The 24,331-nt window shown below is 66.8% G+C and carries 33 protein-coding genes; 9 read left to right on the forward strand and 24 right to left on the reverse strand.

The genetic code is table 11. The features are described 5' to 3' along the window. Positions 1–117 precede the first annotated feature (117 nt). Positions 118–1,350 carry an ABC transporter permease gene (locus tag EQZ23_RS08230; RefSeq protein ID WP_128453974.1) on the reverse strand — a complete coding sequence of 411 codons (1,233 nt, stop codon included), beginning with the start codon at positions 1,348–1,350 and terminating at the stop codon, positions 118–120. Continuing rightward, entirely contained in the window at positions 1,347–2,273 is a 927-nt protein-coding gene (locus tag EQZ23_RS08235) for an ATP-binding cassette domain-containing protein (RefSeq protein ID WP_128453975.1), read from the reverse strand. Before EQZ23_RS08235 ends, EQZ23_RS08230 begins: the two co-directional genes overlap by 4 nt. 44 nt (positions 2,274–2,317) lie before the next feature. Here EQZ23_RS08235 and queG point away from each other — a divergent pair, with 44 nt between their 5' ends. Further along, entirely contained in the window at positions 2,318–3,475 is a 1,158-nt protein-coding gene (gene queG / locus EQZ23_RS08240) for a tRNA epoxyqueuosine(34) reductase QueG (RefSeq protein ID WP_128453976.1), read from the forward strand. A 9-nt stretch (positions 3,476–3,484) separates the two neighbouring features. Here queG and EQZ23_RS08245 read toward each other — a convergent pair whose 3' ends face one another. Genes EQZ23_RS08245 through EQZ23_RS08255 form a run of 3 tightly spaced genes read right to left on the reverse strand, consistent with a single transcriptional unit; the run spans position 3,485 to position 5,286 of the window. Further along, complete coding sequence (locus EQZ23_RS08245) at positions 3,485–4,180, reverse strand: hypothetical protein (protein WP_128453977.1); 696 nt, start codon at positions 4,178–4,180, stop codon at positions 3,485–3,487. A 48-nt stretch (positions 4,181–4,228) separates the two neighbouring features. After that, positions 4,229–4,600, reverse strand: a complete 372-nt coding sequence (locus EQZ23_RS08250) for a hypothetical protein (RefSeq protein WP_128453978.1) — start codon at positions 4,598–4,600, stop codon at positions 4,229–4,231. Next, positions 4,597–5,286 (reverse strand): EI24 domain-containing protein, encoded by a 690-nt coding sequence (locus EQZ23_RS08255; protein WP_128453979.1) that lies wholly within the window; start codon positions 5,284–5,286, stop codon positions 4,597–4,599. Before EQZ23_RS08255 ends, EQZ23_RS08250 begins: the two co-directional genes overlap by 4 nt. A gap of 405 nt (positions 5,287–5,691) precedes the next feature. On the opposite strand from EQZ23_RS08255, the gene EQZ23_RS08260 reads away from it, so the two are divergent. Next, complete coding sequence (locus EQZ23_RS08260; protein ID WP_128453980.1) at positions 5,692–6,690, forward strand: adenosine kinase; 999 nt, start codon at positions 5,692–5,694, stop codon at positions 6,688–6,690. Positions 6,691–6,794: 104 nt separating this feature from the next. Here the strand turns inward: EQZ23_RS08260 and EQZ23_RS08265 are convergent, their stop codons facing one another. The 8 genes from EQZ23_RS08265 to hisB all read right to left on the reverse strand — a co-directional run bounded on the left by EQZ23_RS08265 (position 6,795) and on the right by hisB (position 12,495). Continuing rightward, complete coding sequence (locus tag EQZ23_RS08265) at positions 6,795–8,348, reverse strand: amino acid permease (protein WP_128453981.1); 1,554 nt, start codon at positions 8,346–8,348, stop codon at positions 6,795–6,797. Positions 8,349–8,458: 110 nt separating this feature from the next. Next, entirely contained in the window at positions 8,459–8,836 is a 378-nt protein-coding gene (locus EQZ23_RS08270; protein ID WP_128453982.1) for an HIT domain-containing protein, read from the reverse strand. Positions 8,837–9,000: 164 nt separating this feature from the next. Further along, positions 9,001–9,321, reverse strand: coding sequence for a phosphoribosyl-ATP diphosphatase (locus EQZ23_RS08275; protein ID WP_128453983.1), 321 nt, complete (start codon positions 9,319–9,321; stop codon positions 9,001–9,003). A gap of 32 nt (positions 9,322–9,353) precedes the next feature. Continuing rightward, a complete protein-coding gene (locus EQZ23_RS08280) occupies positions 9,354–9,557 on the reverse strand; it encodes a hypothetical protein (protein ID WP_240663423.1) in 204 nt (67 codons plus the stop codon). An 11-nt stretch (positions 9,558–9,568) separates the two neighbouring features. Further along, a complete protein-coding gene (gene hisF / locus EQZ23_RS08285; protein ID WP_128453985.1) occupies positions 9,569–10,342 on the reverse strand; it encodes an imidazole glycerol phosphate synthase subunit HisF in 774 nt (257 codons plus the stop codon). A 217-nt stretch (positions 10,343–10,559) separates the two neighbouring features. Further along, the gene (hisA, locus tag EQZ23_RS08290) at positions 10,560–11,309 is read right to left on the reverse strand and encodes a 1-(5-phosphoribosyl)-5-[(5-phosphoribosylamino)methylideneamino]imidazole-4-carboxamide isomerase (RefSeq protein ID WP_128453986.1); all 750 of its coding nucleotides are present in this window, start codon (positions 11,307–11,309) and stop codon (positions 10,560–10,562) included. Continuing rightward, entirely contained in the window at positions 11,306–11,911 is a 606-nt protein-coding gene (gene hisH, locus EQZ23_RS08295) for an imidazole glycerol phosphate synthase subunit HisH (protein WP_128453987.1), read from the reverse strand. The genes hisA and hisH overlap by 4 nt, the downstream gene beginning before the upstream one ends. Beyond that, positions 11,908–12,495, reverse strand: a complete 588-nt coding sequence (gene hisB / locus EQZ23_RS08300; protein ID WP_128453988.1) for an imidazoleglycerol-phosphate dehydratase HisB — start codon at positions 12,493–12,495, stop codon at positions 11,908–11,910. The genes hisH and hisB overlap by 4 nt, the downstream gene beginning before the upstream one ends. A gap of 71 nt (positions 12,496–12,566) precedes the next feature. Between hisB and EQZ23_RS08305 the strand changes: the two genes are divergently transcribed. The 5 genes from EQZ23_RS08305 (at position 12,567) to gmk (ending at position 16,001) form a co-directional block, all read left to right on the forward strand. After that, positions 12,567–13,052 (forward strand): ClpXP protease specificity-enhancing factor SspB, encoded by a 486-nt coding sequence (locus tag EQZ23_RS08305; RefSeq protein WP_128453989.1) that lies wholly within the window; start codon positions 12,567–12,569, stop codon positions 13,050–13,052. 225 nt (positions 13,053–13,277) lie between these two features. Beyond that, positions 13,278–14,684, forward strand: a complete 1,407-nt coding sequence (fumC, locus tag EQZ23_RS08310; RefSeq protein WP_128453990.1) for a class II fumarate hydratase — start codon at positions 13,278–13,280, stop codon at positions 14,682–14,684. 177 nt (positions 14,685–14,861) lie between these two features. After that, positions 14,862–15,074, forward strand: a complete 213-nt coding sequence (locus EQZ23_RS08315) for a hypothetical protein (protein WP_128453991.1) — start codon at positions 14,862–14,864, stop codon at positions 15,072–15,074. After that, positions 15,071–15,271, forward strand: a complete 201-nt coding sequence (locus EQZ23_RS08320) for a hypothetical protein (protein WP_128453992.1) — start codon at positions 15,071–15,073, stop codon at positions 15,269–15,271. Before EQZ23_RS08315 ends, EQZ23_RS08320 begins: the two co-directional genes overlap by 4 nt. 79 nt (positions 15,272–15,350) lie before the next feature. Continuing rightward, on the forward strand, positions 15,351–16,001 hold the full coding sequence (gmk, locus tag EQZ23_RS08325; protein WP_128453993.1) for a guanylate kinase: 651 nt from the start codon (positions 15,351–15,353) through the stop codon (positions 15,999–16,001). Positions 16,002–16,129: 128 nt separating this feature from the next. Here gmk and EQZ23_RS08330 read toward each other — a convergent pair whose 3' ends face one another. The 6 genes from EQZ23_RS08330 to EQZ23_RS08355 all read right to left on the reverse strand — a co-directional run bounded on the left by EQZ23_RS08330 (position 16,130) and on the right by EQZ23_RS08355 (position 20,754). Continuing rightward, the gene (locus EQZ23_RS08330) at positions 16,130–16,810 is read right to left on the reverse strand and encodes an ATP12 family protein (protein WP_128453994.1); all 681 of its coding nucleotides are present in this window, start codon (positions 16,808–16,810) and stop codon (positions 16,130–16,132) included. Then, positions 16,807–17,043: a hypothetical protein gene (locus EQZ23_RS08335; protein ID WP_128453995.1), complete on the reverse strand. Its 237-nt coding sequence runs from the start codon at positions 17,041–17,043 to the stop codon at positions 16,807–16,809. The genes EQZ23_RS08330 and EQZ23_RS08335 overlap by 4 nt, the downstream gene beginning before the upstream one ends. Continuing rightward, positions 17,040–17,711 carry an HAD-IA family hydrolase gene (locus EQZ23_RS08340; RefSeq protein WP_128453996.1) on the reverse strand — a complete coding sequence of 224 codons (672 nt, stop codon included), beginning with the start codon at positions 17,709–17,711 and terminating at the stop codon, positions 17,040–17,042. The genes EQZ23_RS08335 and EQZ23_RS08340 overlap by 4 nt, the downstream gene beginning before the upstream one ends. A gap of 337 nt (positions 17,712–18,048) precedes the next feature. Beyond that, the gene (locus tag EQZ23_RS08345; RefSeq protein ID WP_128453997.1) at positions 18,049–19,383 is read right to left on the reverse strand and encodes an RluA family pseudouridine synthase; all 1,335 of its coding nucleotides are present in this window, start codon (positions 19,381–19,383) and stop codon (positions 18,049–18,051) included. Further along, positions 19,380–19,754, reverse strand: coding sequence for a fluoride efflux transporter CrcB (gene crcB / locus EQZ23_RS08350; protein WP_206364207.1), 375 nt, complete (start codon positions 19,752–19,754; stop codon positions 19,380–19,382). Before crcB ends, EQZ23_RS08345 begins: the two co-directional genes overlap by 4 nt. A gap of 271 nt (positions 19,755–20,025) precedes the next feature. Next, positions 20,026–20,754, reverse strand: coding sequence for a hypothetical protein (locus EQZ23_RS08355; RefSeq protein ID WP_240663425.1), 729 nt, complete (start codon positions 20,752–20,754; stop codon positions 20,026–20,028). Between the two features lie 117 nt (positions 20,755–20,871). Here EQZ23_RS08355 and EQZ23_RS08360 point away from each other — a divergent pair, with 117 nt between their 5' ends. Continuing rightward, a complete protein-coding gene (locus EQZ23_RS08360) occupies positions 20,872–21,093 on the forward strand; it encodes a hypothetical protein (protein ID WP_128453999.1) in 222 nt (73 codons plus the stop codon). Positions 21,094–21,148: 55 nt separating this feature from the next. Here the strand turns inward: EQZ23_RS08360 and EQZ23_RS08365 are convergent, their stop codons facing one another. The 3 genes from EQZ23_RS08365 to EQZ23_RS08375 all read right to left on the reverse strand — a co-directional run bounded on the left by EQZ23_RS08365 (position 21,149) and on the right by EQZ23_RS08375 (position 22,685). Beyond that, positions 21,149–21,748, reverse strand: coding sequence for a glycine zipper 2TM domain-containing protein (locus EQZ23_RS08365; protein ID WP_128454000.1), 600 nt, complete (start codon positions 21,746–21,748; stop codon positions 21,149–21,151). A 111-nt stretch (positions 21,749–21,859) separates the two neighbouring features. Further along, positions 21,860–22,288 carry an OsmC family protein gene (locus tag EQZ23_RS08370; protein ID WP_128454001.1) on the reverse strand — a complete coding sequence of 143 codons (429 nt, stop codon included), beginning with the start codon at positions 22,286–22,288 and terminating at the stop codon, positions 21,860–21,862. Positions 22,289–22,379: 91 nt separating this feature from the next. Then, a complete protein-coding gene (locus EQZ23_RS08375; protein ID WP_128454002.1) occupies positions 22,380–22,685 on the reverse strand; it encodes a glycine zipper 2TM domain-containing protein in 306 nt (101 codons plus the stop codon). 221 nt (positions 22,686–22,906) lie between these two features. Between EQZ23_RS08375 and EQZ23_RS08380 the strand changes: the two genes are divergently transcribed. Beyond that, on the forward strand, positions 22,907–23,548 hold the full coding sequence (locus EQZ23_RS08380) for a trimeric intracellular cation channel family protein (protein ID WP_128454003.1): 642 nt from the start codon (positions 22,907–22,909) through the stop codon (positions 23,546–23,548). A gap of 183 nt (positions 23,549–23,731) precedes the next feature. On the opposite strand, the gene EQZ23_RS20555 is transcribed toward EQZ23_RS08380, so the two are convergent. Then, positions 23,732–23,986, reverse strand: a complete 255-nt coding sequence (locus tag EQZ23_RS20555; RefSeq protein ID WP_346427815.1) for a GNAT family N-acetyltransferase — start codon at positions 23,984–23,986, stop codon at positions 23,732–23,734. Next, positions 23,971–24,330 carry a hypothetical protein gene (locus EQZ23_RS20560; RefSeq protein ID WP_346427816.1) on the reverse strand — a complete coding sequence of 120 codons (360 nt, stop codon included), beginning with the start codon at positions 24,328–24,330 and terminating at the stop codon, positions 23,971–23,973. Before EQZ23_RS20560 ends, EQZ23_RS20555 begins: the two co-directional genes overlap by 16 nt. Position 24,331: the final 1 nt, after the last annotated feature.

Raw genomic sequence — 24,331 nt, forward strand, 5'->3', positions numbered from 1 at the left:
CGACGCCCAATTCCCGTTCGTGCTGAGCGAAGTCGAAGCACCTGAACCTGAGGCCGACCCTTCGACTTCGCTCAGGGCGAACGGGAGGATTGGCGAGAGGCGGGGGAAGTCGTGAACTCAAACTACCTTGGCCTTCCGCCGCCAGAACGGTCGGGCGCTGCCCGACTGCAGCACCCCCCGCCGGAACAGACGCGCGCCGACGGTGATGAAGACCGTCACCCACAACGCCTGCCATGCCAGTGCCGCGATATGCGGCCAGAGCTCGGGCGAATTCGCCGCGCGCCCGGCCATCGCGAACGGCGACGACAGCGGGAACAGTTCGGCAAAGGTCGCGATCCAGCTGCCCGGACGCGAGACCGCCGCCGACGACAGCCCGAACATCGCGACCTGCAGGATCGTGATCGGCAACGACAGCATCTGGATCTCGCGCATCGTTGAGGCCTGCGCCCCGACGCCGAGGAATACCGAGCCGAGCAGCAGATACGCCATGCTGAAATACGCGGCGAACAGCAGCGCGAACATCGGCGCGCCGACCGCCGGCGTCAGGTCGCCCAGCGCCGCCGCGGCGCCCGCCGGCATCAGCGTCGTGATCTGGGTGACAATGGTCCCCCAGAACGCGACGAACAGCACCGCCACGCCGAACATCCCGATCAGCTTGCCGAAGAACACCGATTCCAGCGGCACCGCGGCGGCGAGCACCTCGATCACCTTGTTGTTGCGCTCCTCGGCCATCGTGCCGACGACCTGGCCCGACAGGAACAGCGTCAGGAAGAAGATCCCGAACACCGCGAAGAACGCCGACTGGTGCTGGCCCCCGACCGACGTTGTCGAGCGCGTGATCCGGATCTTGGTCGCCGCGATCGTCGGCAGCGTGCCGCCGAGCTTTTCCGCCGCCAGCGTCGTCTGCGCGAGCAACCCGAGATAATCCGCCGATCGCCGCCCGCGCGGACCATATAGGATCTGCGGCGCATCGAGCGGGCCATAGATCACCGCCGACGCGTCGATATCCTTCGTCTCGAACGCCGCACGCGCCTGCGCCGCCGGATCGGCCAACGGCGCGACGGTGGTCAGCGCGGGCGGGGCTTCGTCGTCGCGGAACATGCCGCGCAACCGCCTATCGGCTTCGGCGATCGGCCGCGTCGTGGCGGCGGGGACGATCGCGATGATCCGCGTCTTGTCCTGCGCGCCGCCGCTGACGCTCGCCGCGCCCAGCCCGCCGATCGCGCCGAAAGATCCCATGATGACCGGCGCGAACAGGAACAGCAGGAAGATCGGCGTGAAGACGGTAGCGATGAAGTCGCGCCGCGCGATCGTCAAGGTCTGGCGGAGTGTCCGGCGGAAGCGCGTCATGCCGGCTGCTCCTGCGTGATATCCGGATGTTGGCCGACGATCCGGACGAACGCCTCGTGCAGACCAGGCCGCTCGATCGACAGTCCCGAAATCCCGTATCCCGCGTCGATCAACCGTACGAGCAACGTCTCGATCCCCTCGTTCGGCAGCTCGAACCGCCAGCTATCTCCGTCCGCCAGCGCGTCCGTCGGCAGCACCCCCCTGATCGCCGGATCGGGCCGATGTGGCGTGTAGTGGACGCGCTGCGGCAAGATCCCGCGCGCATCCGCCACCGTCCCCTCGAACCGCCGCTTGCCGCCGGCGATGATCGCCAGCCGGTCGCACAGCCGTTCGGCGTGGCTCATGATATGCGTCGAGAACAGGATCGTCGCGCCACGATTCCGTTCGTTGAGGATCAGCGTCTCGAGCCGCTCCTGGTTGACCGGATCGAGCCCGGAAAACGGCTCGTCGAGCACGAGCAGATCGGGCTGGTGGACCACCGATCCGAGCAGCTGCACCAGCTGCGCCATGCCCTTCGACAGTTTCCGGATCTTCTCGTCGACCGCATGGCCAAGGCCCGCGGCCTCCATCAGTACCACCGCCCGCTCGCGGCCCGTCTTCCAGTCGAGCCCGCGGAGAGCCCCCAGGAATGCGATCGCCTCGCGCGCCTTCATCGCCGGATACAGCCCGCGCTCCTCGGGCAGATAGCCGACCCGGTCGCTCGCATCGCGCGGATTGTCGTAGCCGAGCAGCGTGCGGCTACCCTCGTCGGGCTCGATGATGCCGAGCAGCATGCGCAGCGTCGTCGTCTTCCCCGCGCCGTTCGGCCCGAGCACGCCGTAGACCGAGCCGCGCGGCACCATGATATCGACCCCGTCTACCACGCGCCGATCGCCGAACCGCTTCACGATTCCGTTCGCGGTGACCGCCCATTCATCGTTCACGCGCAATCTTCCTCCCGAGGGTGACGTCGTGGTAGCGGTCCGACGTGGCGCAAGACAAGCTGGAACACCGACTTAAGGCCAAGGCGGCCGAATTGGGCTTCGTCGCCTGCGGGATCGCCCGCGCCGACGCCGCGCCATTGGCGGGCGAGCGGCTCCACCAATGGCTCGCGGACGGCCGCCACGGCGACATGATCTGGATGGAGGAGCGCAAGCACCACCGCGAGAGCCCCGCCGGCCTCTGGCCCGAGGTCCGCAGCGTCATCGCGCTCGGCATGAGCTATGCGCCGAAGGACGATCCGTTGCGGCTCGCGGACGAGGGCGGGGTAGGGCGCATCTCGGTCTACGCGCAGGGGCCCGATTATCACGATGTCGTGAAGCGCCAGCTAAAGGCGCTCGGCCGCTGGCTCGCACAGGAGGCAGGGCGCGATCTGCCACCGTTCGACCTAAAGGTGTTCGTCGATACCGCGCCGGTGATGGAGAAGCCGCTCGCCGAAGCCGCAGGGCTGGGCTGGCAGGGCAAGCACACCAATCTCGTCAGCCGCGAGCATGGCAGCTGGCTGTTCCTCGGCGCGATCTACACCACACTCGATCTCGCACCGGACGCAGGCGGTACCGACACCTGCGGCACCTGCGACGCGTGCCAGACCGCGTGCCCGACCGCCGCCTTCCCCGCGCCGTACCAGCTCGATGCCCGTCGCTGCATCTCGTATCTCACGATCGAGCATGCCGGCCCGATCCCGCACGAATTTCGCGCCGCGATCGGCAACCGCATCTACGGCTGCGACGACTGTCTCGCCGTGTGCCCCTGGAACAAGTTCGCCGCCGCCGCCAACGCGAACCTCGCCTTCCACCCCCGCGCCGAACTGGTCGCGCCCGAACTCGCCGACATCCTGGCGCTCGACGACGCCACCTTCCGCATGGTCTTCGCCGGCTCGCCCATCAAGCGCATCGGCCGCGACCGGATGATCCGCAACGCCCTGATCGCGGCCGGCAACAGCGGCGATCCCGCGCTGGTCATGCCCGTCGGCAGGTTGCTCGCAGACGATGCCGCAATCGTTCGCGGCGCCGCAGCGTGGGCGCTCGCCCTGCTCGACCGGAATCGATGGCTAGTCGAGCGAGCCACGCGAACCGTAACGGAGACCGACGAGGCGGTTGTCAAGGAATGGGCGACGCATTGCGACGCCGACAATGGGGCCGTCTGAAATCGCGGGTCAGGCGGGCGCCGGTATACGGCGGTCGACGAAGACCCTGTCCGGTGTTCCGGTATCGAACCGAACCTCGGTCACGACCTGGCCCGGTGTACCAAGCCAGAAGACGACGGTCTCGCCAATGAACGATACGGCCCAAGGTGACAGGCCCGCCAACCGGTGCTGGGTGGTGCCAGCGTTGGCACATAGCCGCGACGATGTGCTGTCTGAACATGAGAAGCGCACTTTGCCCCGCCCCGACTGGCCCCGCCCAGACTGAATATGTCCGAGTTGCGCCAATGCGTCGAAGGCCCGTGCTGGTTCGATGCCCGGGTTCACACGGACATACTGACCGTCCGGGCATGCTCCAGACTCTGCCATCGTCACCTCGGTGCCGCCGCGAACGCTAAACAGCGTTGCCGCTTCGCCTGCTCTCTCCGGGCTGCGCGCGAAGACGGCGGTCCATCGTTTCCTGACGCAACCCTGGGTTTCGAAGGTGGCGTGTTCCACCAGCTCGAGCTCCGACATACCCGGCGGCTGGAGCCCTTGCGGGGGTGGTGACACGACGGTTTCGATACGGCGATGGTCCTGCCCCAGCAAGACGAGCGTGCCCGCATCGGCAGGTGACAAGCGTAAAACCGCGGCAATGGTCGGGCCGGGCGCCGGCCTCGGCGCCGAGCCGGGCGCGACCAGCGCGAGCAACAGGGCTGCAACGATCATATTATTGCCAAAGGACGAAAGTGCCGCTGATCGGCGAACATGCCACCATTATCTGCCGCCGTCGCGCCGGGTCAGCGCTGCCACGCAACTCGCGCGGTCGATCGTACTCCCGTCGGGCTCACGCGCATCGAGATAGGTGACGCGCGGGGCGTCCGAGCCCTTGGGATAGAGATATGCGTCTAGCACGCAGATCCCGCTCTGGAATTGCAGCTTTCGCGCGGTACCTTCGCGGACGTCGGCGTCGGGCTGGCCGAACAGCTTGATCAATCCCGCGGAATCCTGGCCCAGCACGCGCTCGAGGCCGACGCTGGTGTAGGGGATCGCCGGCCGCCCGACCGCGGGCTTGGCGACCGGTGCAGCGCACCCCGCGAGCCCACCGCCAAGCGCCAGCGCGATCCCTATCGTCGTCAATCGCGTCATGCTCGGGCCTTACGATAATATTGGCTGTGGAAATAATGGGTCGCCATCGCGGCGCCCAGTACGGGCGCGGCGATGTTGAGGATCGGAACCACGAACAGTCCGGTGTTCGCAAGCCCCAGCATGAATCGCCCCCCCTTGGTCGTCGCACGCCAGCCCCGCATCGCCGCGGCGTCCATGTGCCGTGCCGCCACCATGTCGCCCAGATCGCGGCCGAGCAGCCAGCCGTTGACGACGAAGAACACCGCCGCCGTGCCGACCCCGGTGACGAGCAGCGCGATGTAGACGGGGAGGAGGATCAGGTTGACGAGCACCACGCGGGCGGCGGACCGCAGGCCCATTGCGAGGCTGCGCGCGAACGGCACCGGCCGCGCCGTCTTCAGCGCGTCGGGATAATGCCGGGCCTCGACCGCTTCGACGACCTCGTCCGCGAACACCCCGACGACCGCGATCGCGACCGCGCGGAACAGCAACCACAGCGCGAGGACGGTGACGAACAGCGCGAACGCCGCCGCGAGCCCGCTAACGTCCCAACCGAGCCATGCGGCGAGCGCGGCCTGCGTCCCCCACCACGTGCCGACGCCCAGCAGCGCGAAGACGAGCAGCGTGACCGCCATCGACTTGACGAACACGCGGAGGATCGGGGGATCGGTCAACTGGCGGAGCGAAAGGATGAGGGCGCGGATCATCGGTTCGGGATGGCGGGGAGGGCGGCTCAGGTCAACGCGCGTTGGTTTGTGACCGAGGCCGTCAACCCTTCCGTTCCCCCGCGGACGCGGGGGCCCAGCTAAACCAAACGTACCGCCCGAGACCCTGGACCCCCACGTTCGCGAGGGAACAGAATGGCCGGTCCTATACCCAACCACCCCGGCGGAGGCCGGGGCCCAGGTGGTGAGACCATCATAACGGCGCGTTGAGCGTCGTCATTACCGTCCCCCAACTGGGCCCCGGCCTCCGCCGGGGTGGAGTTTCGTACAGGCGTTCCGGAACGTACCTTAGCAGTACCCAAGCCCCCCGGCTCAACCCACGCCGGTTGCACCAATCCCCCCCGCCATTTACGGCAAGCGTTTTCCCGTCCGCCCGGAGTGCGCCCCTTGTCCAATCCCACCTACGACGTCGTCGCGATCGGCAATGCCATCGTCGACATCCTCAGCACCGCCACCGACGCGTTCATCGACGAGATCGGTGTCGCCAAGGGCTCGATGCAGCTGATGTTCTCGTCGGAAGAGGCCGACGCGCTCTACGCCAAGATGGGCCCAGGCATGGAAATCTCCGGCGGGTCGGCCGCCAACACCGTCGCCGGCGTCGCCGCGCTCGGCGGCAAATGCGGGTTCATTGGCCAGGTCGCCGATGACCAGCTCGGTCAGGTCTTCGCGCACGACGTCCGCAGCATCGGTATCGAGTTCACGACGCCCGTCCGTCCCGGTGATCCGACCACCGGCCGCTGCCTGATCTTCGTCACCCCCGACGGCCAGCGCACGATGAACACCTTCCTCGGCGCGGGCCAGTTCCTGCCTGCCGCCGCGATCGACACCGCGATGATCGCCGACAGCGCGATCCTGTATCTCGAAGGCTATCTCTGGGATCCCGAAGAGCCGCGCGCCGCGATGCGCGCTGCGATCGATTGCGCGCGCGGGGCAGGGCGCAAGGTCGCCTTCACGCTCAGCGACGTGTTCTGCATCTCGCGCCACGGCGGCGATTTCCGCCAGCTCCTCAGCGACGGGCTGATCGACATCCTGTTCGCCAACGAGAGCGAACTGGCAGCGCTCGCCGAGACCGACGATTTCGACGCGGCGGTCGCCAAGATCTCGGCACAGGTCCCGACGCTGGTCGTGACCCGCGGCGAGCACGGCGCCTGCGCGCTCCAGAACGGCAACCGCGCCGAGGTGAAGGCCGAGCCGATCGCCAAGGTCGTCGACACGACCGGTGCGGGCGACCTGTTCGCGGCGGGCTTCCTCCACGGCCAGGCGCAGGGCCATGACCTGCACGCGTCGCTGAAGCTCGGGGCGGTCTGCGCGGCAGAGATCATCAGCCATGTCGGCGCACGCCCGATGGTCGACATGAAGGCGCTCGCCGCCAAGCATATCGGCTGAACGCCACCGTCATCTCCGCGCAGGTGGGGATGACGCGCTCGGCACGACGCGCACAAAAAAAGGGCCGCGGGAGTCTCCTCCTGCGGCCCTTTCTGCGTCCGAATTTACTGCGAGCCCGGCGGTATCATGTCGATGTCATCGTCAGTATCCGTGATCCCACGACCGAGATGACTCATGCGGCGACCATATAGGAAGTAGATCACCAGGCCGGCCGCGCCCCATAGCGGCAGAACCAGCATCGCCGCCGATGGCAGGTTGAAGAACAGAAAGACGCAGCCAGCGATCGTTGCTGGGGCGACCAGCCAGATCGCAGGCGTTCGGAACGCCCGCTTCCGGTTTGGTTCGGTACGCCGCAGGATCAGCACAGCGATCGCCACCATCATGAAAGCATAAAGCGTACCGGCATTGGCGATGTCGGCCAATTGCCCAACCGGTAGGAAAGCTGCAGCGAGGGCCACGGCCGTGCCGGTGATTGCCGTGACGATATGTGGCGTCTTGAAGCGCGGATGAACCCGGCTGAGCACTTCCGGGAGCAGTCCGTCACGGCTCATCACGAAGAAGATTCGTGTCTGGCCGAACATCAGCACGAGAATGACCGAGGGGAGTGCCACGAAGGCGGCAATACCCAACATGTTCCCGACCGTACTGAATCCGATCACGCGCAGGACATGCGCCAACGCCTCTCTCGAGCAAACCAGTGCCTCACCATATTGCGGCAACGCGCACTGACGAGCCAGTTCCTCGGATCCGGCGGGGAAGGGGATGCCGTTCGGTCCCATGATCGGCTGCCCGCCGATCGTGCCGATCGCTCCCGCCGCGACGAGTATGTAGAAGACCGTGCAGAATAGCAGCGAGGCAATCAGTCCGATCGGGACATTTCGCTGCGGGTTCTTGGTTTCCTCCGCTGCGGTCGAGACCGCGTCGAAGCCGACATAGGCGAAGAAAATCGTCGCCGCAGCGCCCACTGCGCCTACCCCTGTGCCGAATCCCCCGAACACGCCGGCAGGCAGGAAGGGATTAAAGCGCGCAGTATCGACGACGGGCAGAGTAAGGATGATGAACGCGGTCAGCGCGACCACCTTGATCGCGACCAGCACGGTATTCAGCCGCGCGCTCTCGGTCGTGCCGACGATCAGCAAGCCCGTAATGCCCATCGCGATGACGATCGCTGGCAGATTGACGAACCCGCCTGGCGAGCCGCCGAGCGCAAGCGGACCGGCACCGAGCCATGTCGGCAAATGGATGCCGAGAAATTCTCGTAGTACTGTCCCCTGGAAATAGTCCGACCACGTCACCGCCACGGCTGAAGCAGCAACGGCATATTCAAGGACGAGCGCCCAGCCGACCGTCCACGCCAGCAATTCGCCCATGACCGCATAGGTATAGGTGTAGGCAGAGCCGGCGACCGGGATCATCGACGCGATTTCTGCATAGCATAACGCTGCTACGATGCAGATCGCGCCGGCGATGGCGAAGGCCAGCATCAAGCCGGGCCCGGCCTTTTGAGCGCCTGCGGCCGTCAGGGCGAAAATGCCTGTTCCGATCACGCAGCCGATGCCGAACAGGGTAAGCTGAAACGCGCCGAGCGTTCGGTGGAGCGATTTCTTCTCCGCCGTCGCCAGAATGGCGTCCAGTGATTTTACACGACCAAAAATCAATTCGGTACCCCCCGGGGATTGCTAGGGCCGGGTCAAAAGGCCCCTTGCTCAAGCGGGCGAGCCTAATGGCAATTTTATTACGTGCAATCCTTTAGTGGCAGAAAGCCGCGCTATCGCGCGAGCATCGGCCCGAGCGGACGGCCGCCGAAGATATGAACGTGCAGGTGCGGCACCTCCTGGTGTCCGTTCTGGCCGATGTTGGCGAGCAGGCGATAGCCGGGCTCGACGAGGCCCGCGGCGCGCGCGACGGCGCCGACCGCGCGGATGAATCCCGCGATCTCGGCGTCGGGCGCACGCGCGGAGAAATCGTCCCACGAGACATAGTCGCCCTTGGGGATCACGAGCAGGTGCGTCGGCGCCTGCGGGTTGATGTCGTGGAACGCGATCGCGAAGTCGTCTTCATACACCCGCTTCGACGGAATCTCCCCGCGCAGGATCTTCGCGAAGATGTTCTGGTCGTCATACGGCTGGGTGGCGTCGATCGGCATGGGGCAAAGCTCCTTTTGCGCAATCATAGCCAGTTTTCGTCGGAACATCCCCCATTCCGTCATCCTCGCGCAGGCGGGGATCCATATCCTCGCACGCCGGTGGTCCTATTGCACGGCCAGCCAGTCTGGGTTCCCGCCTCCGCGGGAATGACGGAGGTGGCAGGTCAGCCCGTCCGGCCGGCCTTCTCGACCAGTCCGCCGACGCCCTCGCGCCGCTCCAGCTCGGCGCGCACATCGTCGAGGCTAAGCCCCGCATCCGCCAGCAGCACCGCCAGATGAAACATCAGATCCGCCGCTTCCGGCACGATGCTCGCCTCGTCGCCCGAGCACGCGGCGATGACCGTCTCGACGGCTTCCTCGCCGAGCTTCTGCGCGATCTTGGGGCGACCCTTGGCGAACAGGCTCGCGGTGTAGCTAGTGTCGGCGGGCGCATCGCGGCGCGCGCGGATGGTCGCCTCGAGGCGGTCGAATACGGGGTCTGCCATGCGCGGCGTGCTGACGCAGCCGGGCAGGCGGGTCAATCCTTCTTGGGTGGACCTGCCGCTTCACGATCAGCAAGATTGCGTCGACGAGCCTCGATAAACCGCTTCCGCAACGCGCGCCGGACGAGCCAGACCCCGATCGCCGCAAACACGAACAGCGCGACGTCCGACATCGCCAGCCCGGTCGGCGGATGCGCGACGCCGCTATGTCCCGATTCGACCGCGAGGACGGCGAGCACCGGCACGCCCGTCAGGCCACGCGAACCGGCGTCCGCACGGGAATCCCCGCCGCCGCCAGCGCAGCATGCGCGTCGCCGATCGACGCCTGCCCGAAATGGAAGATCGATGCGGCCAGCACCGCGGACGCATGCCCGTCACGGATGCCGGCCACCAGATCGTCGAGCCCGCCAACCCCGCCGCTCGCAACGACGGGCACGCTAACCCGGTCGGAAATCGCCCGGATCAGCTCGAGGTCGTAGCCACTCCGAGTCCCGTCGCGGTCCATCGACGTGACCAGCAACTCGCCCGCGCCAAGCTCGGCGAGCCGCAAGGCATGCGCGATCGCATCGATTCCCGTCGCGCGCCGGCCGCCATGCGTGAACACTTCCCAGCCGTCACCCGACCGCCGCGCATCAACGCTCGCGACACAGCACTGACTGCCGAACCGCTCGGCGATATCCGCGACCAGTTCCGGCCGCTCGACCGCCGCCGAATTGACCGCCACCTTGTCCGCCCCCGCGAGCAACAGCGCGCGCGCGTCATCCGCGGTCCGCACGCCGCCGCCGACCGTCAGCGGCATGAAACACACCGCCGCCGTCCTGCGCACGACGTCGAGGATCGTCCCGCGACCTTCATGGCTCGCCCCGATATCGAGGAAACACAATTCGTCCGCTCCGGCGGCGTCATAGGCGCGCGCCTGCTCGACCGGATCACCGGCGTCGCGCAGTTCGACGAAGTTCACGCCCTTCACGACGCGGCCGTCGGCGACGTCGAGGCACGGGATCACACGGGCACGGACCGTCACGCGCAGTCTCGAAGAAATGGTTCACGCGGAGACGCGGAGACGCGGAGACGCGGCGGAGCCGCAAAGAATGATTCACGCGAAGGCGCAAAGGCGCGAAGGGTCAGAAGAGGAGCCGCTTCTACTGTCTGCTCACTCTTCGCGCCTTCGCGCCTTCGCGTGAACAAATTCTTGCCTGCGGCGCGACAGCGCCCTCCGCGTCTCCGCGTCTCCGCGTGAATCATCCTGCTGCCTTCGCCACGCTCAAAGCCGCCGCCAGATCGAGCCGCCCGTCATACAGCGCCCGCCCCGTGATGACCCCCTCGACGCCGTCGCGCACATGCAAGGCAAGAACGTGGATCTCGGCGATCCCCTTGACCCCACCGCTGGCGATCACCGGGATGTCGACCGAGCGCGCCAGATCGACGGTGGCCTCGACGTTGCACCCCTTCAGCATCCCGTCGCGCCCGACATCGGTGAAAAGCAGAGACGCCACGCCCGCATCCTCGAACCGCCGCGCAAGGTCGGTCGCGCTGGTGGTCGACACGTCGGCCCAGCCCTTGGTCGCGACCATGCCGTCCTTCGCGTCGACCGCGACGACGATGCCGCCGGGGAAATCCTTCGCTACGCCGCGCACGAACTCGGGGTCCTCCAGCGCCGCCGTCCCGATCACGACGCGCGACACGCCCAGATCGAACCAGCCCTCGACGCTCGCCCGCGTGCGGATCCCGCCGCCGAGCTGCACATGCCCCGGAAACTGCGCAACGATCGCGCGCACCGCGTCGCCATTGACCGACGCCCCCGCAAACGCGCCGTCGAGATCGACCACGTGCAGATGCTCCGCGCCCGCGTCCGCGAACAGCATCGCCTGCGCCGCGGGGTCGTCGCCGTACACGGTCGCCCGGTCCATATCGCCCTCGGCGAGCCGCACGACCTGACCCGCCTTCAGGTCGATCGCGGGGAAAACGATGAGAGGTGCGGGGGTATTCAAGGCTTCCACTCCAGGAATCGTTCGAGAAAGGCGAGGCCGTAGCGCTGGCTCTTCTCGGGATGAAATTGCGCGCCGATCATCGTGTCGCGACCGATCGCCGCGGTTACCGCGCCGGCGTGCTCGGTGGTGGCGAGTACGTCGGCGCCTTCAAAGGCGAAGCTGTGCAGGAAATACGCCTCGCCCGGCTCGATCAGCGGGTGTGCGGTCGTGGGGACGACATCGTTCCAGCCCATATGCGGCACCTTCGCGTCGCTGCTGCCCGGATTGAGCCGCCGCACGCGCCCGGCGATCCAGCCGAGCCCGGCATGCGTGCCCATTTCCTCGCCCGCCTCGGCCATCAGCTGCATGCCGACGCAGATGCCGAGAAACGGCATACCCTCGTCGCGCACGCGCCGGTTCAACGCCTCGACCATCCCCGGCACCGCGCGCAATGCCGCGGCGCAGGCGCCGTATGCGCCGACGCCGGGCAGGACGATCCGCTCCGCCCTGGCGACGACGTCAGCGTCCGCGGTAACGATCAGGTCGGTGCAGCCCGCGGTGCGCAGCGCGTTCTCGACCGAATGGAGATTGCCCGCGCCGTAATCGATCAGGGCTAGCGTCACAAAATCCCCTTGGTCGACGGGATCGCGTCGGCCTTGCGCGGGTCGATCTCGATCGCGGTGCGCAGCGCGCGGGCGACGCCCTTGAACGCGGCCTCGGCGATGTGGTGGTTGTTCGTCCCGTACAGCGTCTCGACGTGCAGCGTGATGCCGGCGGCCTGCGCAAAGCTGTGAAAGAAATGCGCGAACATCTCGGTATCCATGCCGCCGAGCCGCGTCTGCGAGAACAGGTCCTTCCACACCAGCCACGGCCGCCCGGAAATATCCAGCGCTACCCGCGTCAGCGTCTCGTCCATCGGCGACAGCGCGTCGCCGTAGCGGCGGATGCCGCGCTTGTCGCCGAGCGCCTGCGCGAACGCCTGGCCGATCGCGATGCCGGTATCCTCGACGGTGTGATGCTCGTCGATGTGCAGGTCGCCCTTGGTGCGGACGTGCAGGTCGATCAGCGAATGCCGCGACAATTGTTCGAGCATGTGATCGAAGAAACCGACGCCGGTTTCGACGTCATAGATGCCAGTCCCGTCGAGGGTGACGGTGACGTCGATCGCCGTCTCGGCGGTGGAGCGGGAAATCGTGGCGGTGCGCATTCCGACTCCCATAACGTGCGCCACGGCGCATGCAATCTTGACCGGCATCCGAATACCGCTACCCAAGGGGGATGAGCGATGGACTGCCCGATAGCCTGATTCCGTACGACGAGATCGTGCAAGAAGCCCTGCGTGCCGTGGTCGGCCGCGTGCTCGGTTCGGTCGCGGAGGCCGGCGGGCTTCCCGGCGAGCATCATTTCTACATCACCTTCAAGACGCAGGCGCCCGGCGTCGACATCCCCAAGCGGCTGATCGAGCGGTTTCCGGACGAGATGACGATCGTCATGCAGAACCGCTATTGGGACCTGATCGTCGACGACGAGCGCTTCTCGATCGGCCTCTCGTTCAATCAGGTCCCGTCGAAGCTGGTCATCCCGTATTCGGCGATCACCGCGTTCCAGGACCCGGCGGTCAGCTTCGAACTGCGCTTCCAGGCGCAGGAAGGCGCCGATGACGGCCTCGGCGAGCATGACCCGGCCGAAAACGACGGCCCGACCGCGGTGCCGATCGAAGACGGCTCGAACGTCGTCGCGGTGGATTTCAAGCGGAAGAAGTAAGCTGGAGCGAGGCGATCAGCATGCTGATCGCCGGTCGCACAGCGACGCGAACGGCCGGCCGACGCGCACCGCGCGGTCGACGACATGGGATTTACTCCCATGTCGGCCTTTTTCTACGTCACCCCGGACTTGTTCCGGGGTCCACCTGTCAGCAAATTCCACGAGCGGTAAGTTCGCGGAACGGTGGATGCCGGAACAAGCCCGGCATGACGGAGTAGGTAGGATATGACCCAGAACCATACCGAAACCACCCGCACAGAAACCGACACGATCGGCCCGATCGAAGTCCCCATCGCCGCATACTGGGGCGCGCAGACCGAACGCAGCATCGAGAATTTCCCCTTCGGCACCCGCGAACGCATGCCGATCGAGATCGTCCACGCATTGGCGCTCGTCAAACAGGCCGCCGCCCGCGTGAACCGGTCGCACGGCCTAGACCCGAACATCGCCGACGCGATCGAGTCCGCCGCGCAGGAGATCATCGACGGCAAGCTCGACGACCAGTTCCCGCTCGTCATCTGGCAGACCGGCAGCGGCACGCAGTCGAACATGAACGTCAACGAGGTCATCTCCGGCCGCGCCAACGAGGTCCTCACCGGCACCCGCGGCGGCAAGTCCCCGGTCCACCCCAACGATCACGTCAACATGAGCCAGTCGTCCAACGACAGCTTCCCGACCGCGCTCCACATCGCCGCCTCGCTCGCCGCCACGCGGAAACTGCGCCCCGCGCTCGACCGGCTCGAGGCCGCGCTGCAGACCAAGGCGGACGCCTGGACCGACATCGTCAAGATCGGCCGCACGCACCTTCAGGACGCGACCCCGTTGACGCTGGGGCAAGAGTTCGGCGCCTACGCCAACCAGGTCTATCGCTGCGGTCGTCGCATCGAGCCCGGCATCACCAACGGCACCAACCGCCTCGCGCAAGGCGGCACCGCGGTCGGCACCGGCCTCAACGCGCCCAAGGGGTTCGCGGAGGATTTCTGCAAAGCCGTCTCCGACCTGACCGGCCACCCGTTCCTGCCCGCCGAAAACAGCTTCGAGGCGCTCGCGTCGAACGACCCGCTCGTCCATTTGTCGGGCACGCTCAACACGCTGGCGGTGGCGCTGACCAAGATCGCCAACGACATCCGCCTGCTGGGCTCCGGCCCGCGCTGCGGCTTCGGCGAGATCGACCTCCCCGCGAACGAACCCGGCAGCTCGATCATGCCCGGCAAGGTGAACCCCACGCAGTGCGAGATGCTGACGATGGTCGCCGGGCAGGTGATGGGCAACCACGTCGCGGTCACCGTCGGCGGCATGCAGGGCCATCTCGAGCTGAACGTGTTCAAGCCGCTGATCGGCGCCAACGTGCTGCGATCGATCGACCTGCTCGCGACCGCGATGGATGGATTCGCGGCACGCTGCGTCGACGGCATCGAGCCCAATCGCGACCGCATCACCGAGCTCCTCGATCGCTCGCTGATGCTGGTGACCGCCCTCGCCCCCGAGATCGGCTACGACGCCGCCGCTAAGATCGCCAAGCACGCGCATGCCGAGGGGCTGACGCTGAAGGAGGCCGGCCTCGCGCTGGGCCTGGTCGATGCGGAGACTTTCGACCGAGTCGTCAAACCCGAATCGATGCTCGGCCGATAAAGCTCACTTCTACGTCCCAAATCCGTTCGTGCTGAGCGAAGTCGAACCATACCCGCTTGGGGCACACCCTACGACTTCGCCCAGGGCGAACGGAAGGGGAGGGGCGGCCGCGGGCACGCAGTCGGGAACCCAAACGCGGTTCGCGCGCTAACCCGCCAGATACCAAGGAGATATTACGTGGGCGCAACGACCATAGGCGCGCTGATCGGCGCCGGAATCGATTCGATGAGCGGCGACGACGGCAACGCGGACGGCGCGATCATCGGTGCGATCACCGCCAACGTACTCAAGATCGTCGTGCCGCTGGCCGTGACCTACGCGATCGGCTGGGCGGTGTTGCGCGGTGCCGCGGAACTCAAGGACCAGGTTTTCGGGGAGACAGAAGCATGATCGGACGTATTATCAGTGCATTGGTTGGCCGTGAGATGGGCCGTCGCAACGGTTCGGGCGGCGCTTCAGGTGCGGTCAAGGGCGTGGTAGCGATGGGCCTGATGCGCCGCATGGGCCCGCTCGGTATGATCCTCGGCGGCGGTTACGCGGCAAAGAAGGCTTATGACCGCAACAAGGCCCGCAAGACAGGCTATTGACCCTCTGATCGCCCGACGATCGACACACGCGGGCTGCGGATGGGTTGACGCCCATGCGCAGTCCGCGGCAAGGGCGCGCATGCCCCACACACTTCCGTCCGACCCACATGGTTTCCGTCGCCGCGGAGTCCTGTTCGTTCTGTCGTCGCCATCCGGTGCCGGCAAGTCGACGATAGCCCGGAAACTGCTCGCCGACGAGCACGAGCTCGAGATGTCGGTGTCCGTCACTACCCGCGCAATGCGACCGGGCGAAGTCGACGGCAAGGATTACCATTTCACCGATCTCGACGGCTTCCGCGACATGGTCGCGAACGACGAGTTCCTCGAATGGGCGCATGTTTTCAACCACCGCTACGGCACGCCCCGCGCACAGGTCGAGGAGATGCTGGCCGCCGGCAAGGACGTGCTGTTCGACATCGACTGGCAGGGCGCGCAACAGCTGTTCCAGATCGCCGGCGGCGACGTCGTCCGCGTCTTCATCTTCCCGCCCTCGATGGAGGAACTCCACCGCCGCCTGACCAGCCGCGGCACCGACTCGACCGAAGTCATCGAGGCGCGCATGTCACGCGCGGCGAACGAGGTCAGCCACTGGGACGGCTATGATTACGTGCTGGTCAACGACGACGTCGACAGCTGCATCCGCGGGGTGAAGACGATCCTGGCGGCGGAGCGGTTGAAGCGGTCGCGCCAGACCGGGCTGATCGGCTTCATCCGCAGACTGACGCGCTAGTCCGTTCCCCGTCATCCCAGCGAAAGCTGGGATCTCCCCGTTCCGGGTCGAAGCGCCCACCAACCGGGATACCCCAGCTTCCGCTGGGGTGACGGACGGGGGGCGGGACGAGTAGAACGGAACGCGATCTACAGCAGCCCCAGAAACCGCACCCCGAAATCGAACTCCTTGCGCTTCAATTCCCGCAACTGAGTCGCCTGCCAGTCCTCGCCCCACATCTCGACCGACCAGTCCTCGTCGATCCCTGCCGCCGCCCAGGCGCGGTCCGCGTCGATCTCGCCCTCGATCAGCGCCAGCCCGATCATCAGCGACCCGGTCAGCGTCACCACCGGCGACAACCCCGCCAGCCGGAAATCGTCGTGCGCCGCGACCGCCTCGGACAGCCGCGCGATCGTCGCGGGGGCTTGCGCGATCGGCATCACCCCCGACGTCACCGCGAACGTCACGTCGTAGCGCGCGCGCGCCCAGCTCAGCAGCGGATCCCACGCCGCCGCCTGTCGCTCGACCAGCAACGGCGGGCCATCGGCGCGGTAGCAGAGCAGGTCGCTCTCGCCATAGGCCGCCAGCCGCGCGGCGAACTGCGTCGGATCGTTCGCGATCGGATCGGTCGCCGCATTGGCAAGCCCCGTCAGCGGCATCGTCCGCGGATCGATCGTTTCGCCGACCGCGCGCCACTCGTCAGCCACTGCCTCGGCCAGCGCATCGGTCGGCAGCGCGAGCGGCCGTCGCCCGGGAGTCCGCACCGGCTTGCCGTCGAGCGTCACCACCCGGTCGGCATCGATCGCCACGTCTTTCCAGAACCGTTTCATTCGGTTTTCTCGTCCAGGGGGGCGGGTGTCCGCCAGCGATGCGCCAGACTGCGCGGGACGAGTCCGATCATCGCCATCGCCGACAACACGATCGCCACCCCCAGGATTTTCGGCGCAAAGTCATGCGCGCGCGCTACCAAAATCAGCCCGAGCAATGCCCCCGCCACGCCTGCCAGCCGTATCCCGACGAGAACCATCCAGCGCCGCTGCGCCAGCTTGTCCGCCGCGGTCATCGCGGCGCCACCATGTGCAACAGGTCCGGCACCTCGGCTGCAACGCCATCCGCCCCCGCGTCGGACAGTTCGTGCACGTCGTGATACCCCCACGCGACCCCGATCGCGCGCGCACCCGCCGCGCGAGCCATCGCCATGTCGAAGCTCGTGTCGCCGATCATCGCGGTCGTCTCCGGCGTCGCGCCCGCCTCTGCGATCGCGGCGCACAGCATCGCGGGGTCGGGCTTCGACGGATGCCGGTCGGCGGTCTGCAACGTCACGAATCGGTCGGTGATCCCGTGCGCGGCGAGGATATGCGCGAGCCCACGGTCGGACTTGCCGGTCGCGACGCCGAGCATCCAGCCGTCCTCGGCCAGTGTCGCCAGCACTTCTGCGATCCCGTCGAACAACGGCTCGTCGGCCAGCTCGCCACTCGCCCGCATCGCATGGAACGCGCTCTTGTAATCGCTGGCGAGCGAGCGGTGCAGTATGTCGTCCGACCCGGGCAGCAAAATCTGCATCGCCTCGACGAGACTGAGCCCGACGATCCGCCGAATTGCCGCGCGCGGCGGCGGGATCAGCCGGGCTTTCTCGAACGCCCGCTCGCACGCGACGCAGATATTCGCCTGGCTATCGACGAGCGTACCGTCGCAATCGAACACGGCGAGCTTGGTTCTGGGGCGGGTCATGGGATTTCTCGGAAAGACATCGGGACGTCGTAGATCACGAGGTGCGGAAGGGGAACGTCAAACCGGGGCGCGCCCGGAGCAGGGCGCTAAGCGTTAGCACAAAACCGCAACACCCACGTTCCCCCGCGGACGCGGGGGCCCAGCTAAGTACCGACAGCGCCCCCGACTCCTGGACCCCCGCCTCCGCGGGGGAACGAGGAGGGGCGTACCCTGACCACAAACCCTACCCCGGGGAAGAAGCTCCACCCCGGCGGAGGCCGGGGTGGTGATTCCGCGGATGGTAAGCTCGCAGGGGGTATGCCCGCGAATTGGAAGCCGCGCGGAGGCCTTCAGCAGATCACCGCGATCCTGGCCCACCCTTGGGCCCACTCCGCGGCCCCGAAGGCCTCCCGGCTCCGCCAGGCTTCCCAGCCCCACCCGGCCGACTCCGCGGTCCAGCCTTGGCCCCCTCGACCCGAGGCCCACTCCGCGGCGCGCCGAACTTCGACCCAGCCCCGGTCCGCGCGCCACCCGTCTTCGGCGCACCCGGCTTGGCGCCCGGCTTCTTCTCCTCGACCACGCCACGTCCACGCCGCTCGCCGCGCCGCTCCTTGCGCACCGATTTCGCATGCGCCTTGGCGCGCGACTTGATCATTTCCTTGGTCGGCGCGGTCTTCTCGTCGAGCACCAGGTCATCGCCCAGCTTCTCTTCGAAGCCCAACTGCTTCAGGCTCTCCGCGAAATGCGTTGGCAGCTCGGCGGTCACGTCGATCGACCCGCCATCGGGATGATCCACCTTGATGCGCCGCGCATGCAGATGCATCTTCCGCGAGATCCCCCCGGTCAAAAACGCCGCCGCGCCGCCATATTTGCCATCGCCGACGATCGGATGACCGATCGCCGCCATGTGGACGCGCAACTGGTGCGTGCGGCCCGTGAACGGCTGCAACTCGACCCACGCCGCGCGGTTGCCGGCATGCTCGATCACCCGGTAGCGGGTGCGCGCCGGGGCGCCCTCGGCCTCGTCGACATGCATCTTTTCGCCGCCGGTGCCGGGTTGCTTGGCGATCGGCAGCTCGATCATGCCGTCCTCGATCGACGGCACGTCGACCACCAGCGCCCAATAGACTTTCCGCGCGGTCCGCCCCGAAAACGCCTTGGCGAAGAACGCCGCCGCCCGGCTGGTGCGCGCGACCAGCAGCGCGCCGCTGGTATCCTTGTCGAGCCGGTGGACCAGCTTCGGCCGACCCTCGTTATCGTACTGGAGCGCATCGAGCAGCCCGTCGACATGCTGCGTCGTCTTGGTGCCGCCCTGCGTGGCGAGGCCGGGGGGCTTGTTCAGCACGAACGCCTGGAAATCCTTGTGGATCACCATGCCCTGCGCCAGCTCGGTCTCTTCGTCCGACAGGATCACGCGCTCGCGGACGCGCCTGGGCTTGTCGACATCGGCGGCGGCCTTGTCGGCCTCGGCGGGCGGCACGCGCAGCATCTGGCCCGCAGCGATCCGGTCGCCCGGAGTCGCGCGCGCGCCGTCGACGCGCAGCTGCCCGGTCCGCGCCCACATCGCCACCGTCGTGTAGCTCGTATCGGGCAAATGCCGCTTGAACCACCGGTCCAGCCGGATGCCGTCATCGTCGAACCCGACGTTGAATTCGCGAATACCTGTATCGCTATCGTTCTTGCCCGCGGTCATGCGACGGCCCTTACTGCGGAGAGACCCGCGAATACTGCGACGATCGAGCCGATCACCGACATTAAAATATAGCCGAACGCGACGCCGATCGCGCCGCGTTCGATTAATGTAACGACATCGAGCGAGAAGCTCGAAAACGTCGTGAAGCCACCCAATACGCCGACCGCGAGCAGCAGGCGCCACGCCTCCGACGCGCTGTTGCGTGCGAGCACGCCGATCAGCACGCCCATCGCCAGCCCGCCGACGAGGTTCACCGCCAGCGTCCCGAAGGGATAGTCCGGCCCGAGCAGCGCGGTCATCGCGCGTGCCGCCAGATAGCGCGCGCCGGAACCGACCGCACCACCGACCATGACGTAGAGAAGGGGAAGCATCCCCGCGCCCTAGCGTGAATCGCACGAAACGGAAAGGTGGGGTTGGAGGAGGCGTCCGCCTGCGCTCCCACGCACAAGAAACGGGCGCATCTACCCACAAGGAGGGGCTTCCATCTCCAACTACGCCACCCCCTCCTACGCCTCCCCGGCGAAGGCCGGGGCCCCGTCGGGAGGGTCAGGGTAACAAAGCGCTGCCCTCAATCAGCGACGTCGCCCAACTGGCCCCGGCCTCGCCCGGGGTGGCGAGGTAGCCGGGCAACACCGCACCCCATCACCGCCCAGCGTTGGAAACCATATCCACATCGCTCCCGCCACCAGCCCGCGCGGTCACATACACAACATAAGCGTCATTCCCGCGCACCCCGCCCAGCACATGCTGTCGCCCGTCCGTGCTATGCCCGGCCGAATACCCCGCCGCGCGCGCCCTCGTATAATAATAGTCGAGCATCTTCTGCATCGGTGCAGCGCTCGCAAAGCTCACGACCCGCAGTCGACATCCGTCCTTGTCCGCGCCCGCAGCTTCGGTCAGTCGCGCGCCCGGATACAGCGGCAGGTCGGCGGGCAACCGGTTCGCCCACCCTGCCGAATAGCCGATCTTCTGCGCACAGGTCCCAGCATCCGGCGCCTTCTGCCGCTCCGCCAGCGCGCCCAGCGTCAGCGCGCCGTTCGCGGTCTTGCACTCCGGGCATTCGTTCGACGGAGCAGGCGCGCGCTGCAATGTCTTGGGATCGACCGGATCGGCCTTCAGCGGACTTTCGGGCGGCACCGCGCCGCTCTCCGGTCGCGTCGGTGGCCGTACGGCATCGGTGTTGGACGATTGCGCCAGTCGTGGGTCGACCATGATCTGCCCACCCAGTGCCGAGGTCAGCGCCGGATCGCGCACCGCGCCGTTGGTCAGCTCGGCATCGAGACTGTTGAGATCCTGCTGGTCGCTCGAGGACTGGTTGCAGGCGGCGAGCGCGAGCGGCAGGAACAGGGCGGAGCGCAGGGAAAAAGTCATCACCCGCATCCTATGCGCGAACGACGGTGAAGAAAGCGTTTTTCCGCGCTGGCCCGGCGTAAGTCCCAAACAACGACCGATCTTGCCCGAACCGGTCCGACTCGCCATGTTCTGCTCATGCTGAACATCGTCTCGATTCTCATCGGCCTCGTCACCCTCGTGCTCGGCCTTGTCGCGTTCATTCCGCTGCTTGGATGGATGAACTGGCTCGTGATCCCGATCGGGATCGTCGGCGCCGCAGTCGGCGCACTCTCGTCGAGCAGCGGTGGGCGCAACCTCAACATCGTGCTTATCATCATCTTCGCGCTTCGCCTGAGCCTCGGCGGCGGCATCTTCTGACGTTAAAAGGGCCCGGCGTTTCCACCGGGCCCTCGCAATTGTCCTCGGGAAAGTATTAACGGCAGCGCACGCTGCCCCGGTCGATCGACGATCCCAGCACTGCGCCACCGCCCGCACCGATCAAGGTGCCGAGCAACCGCGATCCGCCGCTCGAGATGATGTTGCCGAGCGCCCCGCCGGCCAGACCGCCGACGATCAGGCCCGTCGTCCCGTCGTTGCGACGGCAGTAATAGCGCCCGTTTCCGCCACGATAGATGCGGTCGTTCCGACCCAGGCGTCGCTCCTGGTAATAGCGCCCGTCGCGGTAATAGCGGTCGGCAAGATAGCCGCGCTGGCCCCGCTCGAAGCGGTTATAGTCGTAGCCGCGATATTGCTGCCAGTTGCGCCCGTCATTGCGACGGTCCTGGCGGATGTCACGAACGTCGCCGCGGCGGTCCTGCCGTGCGTCACGCACGTCTTCACGATATTCGCGGCGTGCATCACGCACGTCACCACGCGAATCCGCGTTGCGGACGTCGCGGCGATAGTCGCGCTGCGCATCGCGGACTTCGTTGTTATATTCGCGGTTTGCGCCCCGGACCGTCGACTGGGCGGTCGCGGGGATCGCGCCGAAGGCGGTAGCGGCAAGGGCTGCCGACAGTATGGCGATACGCATGATCTCTCTCCCGTTAGTGTGCGTATAGAACAGCCGGCTGATGCGGGGGTTGCGTGAACCGCAAACTACATCGCATTCAGCCGGCCGACAGGTTCTTGAGAGCAGGCGCTTTTACGCGGCGAGGGTGTGCTCCAGCGTGATCTCGGCGTTCATCAGCTTGGAGATCGGGCAGTTGACCTTGGCATCTGCGGCGATCGCCTCGAACTCGTCCTTGGAGATACCCTCGACCTTGGCGCTCAGCGTCAGCGCTGACTTGGTCACCTTGAAGCCGTCGCCGTCCTTGTCGAGCGTCACCTTCGCGGTCGTCTCGAGCGTGCCCGCCTCATAACCCTTGCCGGCCAGTGCAAAGCTCAGCGCCATCGTGAAGCACGACGCATGTGCCGCGGCGATCAGTTCCTCGGGGTTGGTGCCCGGCTCGTTCTCGAACCGCGTGTTGAAACCGTAGGGGCTGTCGGACAGCACGCCCGACTGCGTCGAAACATGGCCCTTGCCGGTCTTGCCGAGGCCTTCGTATTTTGCCGAACCGCTGCGTGTGGTCATGATGGATCCTTTCGGGACATGAAAAAAGGCGCCGTGGTTTCCCACGACGCCTGTCTTCAACGCACCACCGGCAAAATGGCGGCGCGGTTTTTTAGCGGCAACGACGATTGTTGTTGCTCGTGCCCTTGTCGATCGCGCGACCGGCGAGACCGCCGAGCACTGCACCGCCGAGCGTGCCGACCGTACGGTCGCCGCGGGTGTCAACCGTGCGGCCGAGCAGGGCGCCGCCGACGCCACCGATGATCGTACCGGTCGTGCCGTTGTTCTTCTTGCAGTAGACGCGGCCGTCGCGACCACGCCATTCACGACGATCGCGGGCGTCAGCGGCCGAAACCGGGATCAGGACGGTCGGCAGGACCATGGCGCTGCAGCCGAGAGCGAGAATGAGTTTACGCATGAAATATACTCCCTAGTGATTTGATCTGATACCGTAACGAGGGGACCATAGCGCGGGTTGCATGAACCAAAAACAACGTCGCGTTCATCGACGCGTTTGGTTCCGCGGCGATCGGGTGGTGCAGCGCGTACATGCCCCGGATCGGCCCCTGACGAACGGCATGATCGGCTTTATGAAAAAGCCGGGTTACCGATCCGCGATGTTTCGCTAAGTCGGCGGGGATGCTTCCGCACACGCTGATCCCGCCCGTTATCCTTCCCGCGACCGGGCCATGGTTTGATATCGCGGGGCTCGCGGTGTTCGCCGCCTCGGGCGCTTTGGCTGCCGCGAAACGCGACCAGACATTCGTGACGGTCGTCTTCTTCGCGCTGATCACCGGGGTCGGTGGCGGGACGGTGCGCGATCTGTTGATCGGTGCGCCGGTGTTCTGGATCCGCGACGCGCGCGCCGCCAGCGTATGCCTGGTGATGGCATTGCTGATTTGGACGACGCCGGGCCGCTTGTGGCGCGAGGAGGCGCTCGGCTGGTTCGACGCGGTCGGCCTGGCGGCTTACGCGGTCTATGGCGCGGCGAAAGCACTCGGCTACGGCGTGCCGCCGGTCCCCGCCGCGCTGATGGGCGTGATGACCGCGTGCGTGGGCGGCATCATCCGCGACGTGCTGGCGGGCGAACCCTCGATCCTGATGCGGCCGGAACTGTACGTCACGGCGGCGGCCCTGGCGGCGGCGAGTTACGTCGGCCTGGTCCTGCTCGGGGTCCCCAACGCCTGGTCCGCCGTGATCGCCGCCAGCGCCGGCTTCACGCTCCGCGCCGCCGCGATCCGCTACCACCTCGCGCTGCCTTCCTATGGCGGCCGCCGCTAACCCCCGCATTCCCCAAAAGCATGTGTCCCCGCGAAGGCGGGGGACCCAGACGGGGCTCCCGCCCTAGCGGGAGAGCAAGGGGGAGGGCGCCGCACGCCACATCCACTCCCAACTCAAAACCATCCGGGCCGTCGCCGGGGTGGCGTTCCCGTGCAGCAGTGCACGGCCAGTCAGAAGAGCCAACTACCCCCGCACGACACCCACATCGGCGAACCGCTTCAGCTCGATCGGGGGCACGGCCGCGTCCAGCAGCTCGCACTGCCAGTGCCCGACATCGATCCACTGGCCGTTCTTGTACCCCACCTCGCGGTACACCCCCGCGCGGCGAAACCCGACCGCCTCGTGCAGCTTGATCGACTGGTCGTTCGGCAATGCGATCACGCCGATCGCCTGCGTGAAACCCTGCGCGCGCAGCGTATCGATCAGTGCCTCGTACAATAGCCGCCCCGCCCCGCGCCCTGCCGCTGCGCCGCGTCCGCGACATAGACGGTGGTCTCGCACACGAACCGGTACGCCTCGCGCTCGCGAAACCGGGTGGCATAGGCAAACGCCAATATGCCGCCTGCATCCCCGATCGTCGCGACCAGCCATGGATACAGCCCATCGGATGCGGCCATCCGCGTCCGCATCTGCCGTGCATCCGGCGCGACGGTCTCGAACGAAACCGTTCCGACCAGCACATGCGGTGCATAGATCGCGGCGATTGACGCGGCATCCTCGGGGACTGCGGCGCGAATCACGATCCCGCCGACATTGCCCGATGGCGCCCCCGATACTGGCATG

This window comes from Sphingomonas sp. UV9 (assembly GCF_004101245.1).
In the GTDB taxonomy this organism is placed as follows: domain Bacteria; phylum Pseudomonadota; class Alphaproteobacteria; order Sphingomonadales; family Sphingomonadaceae; genus Sphingomonas.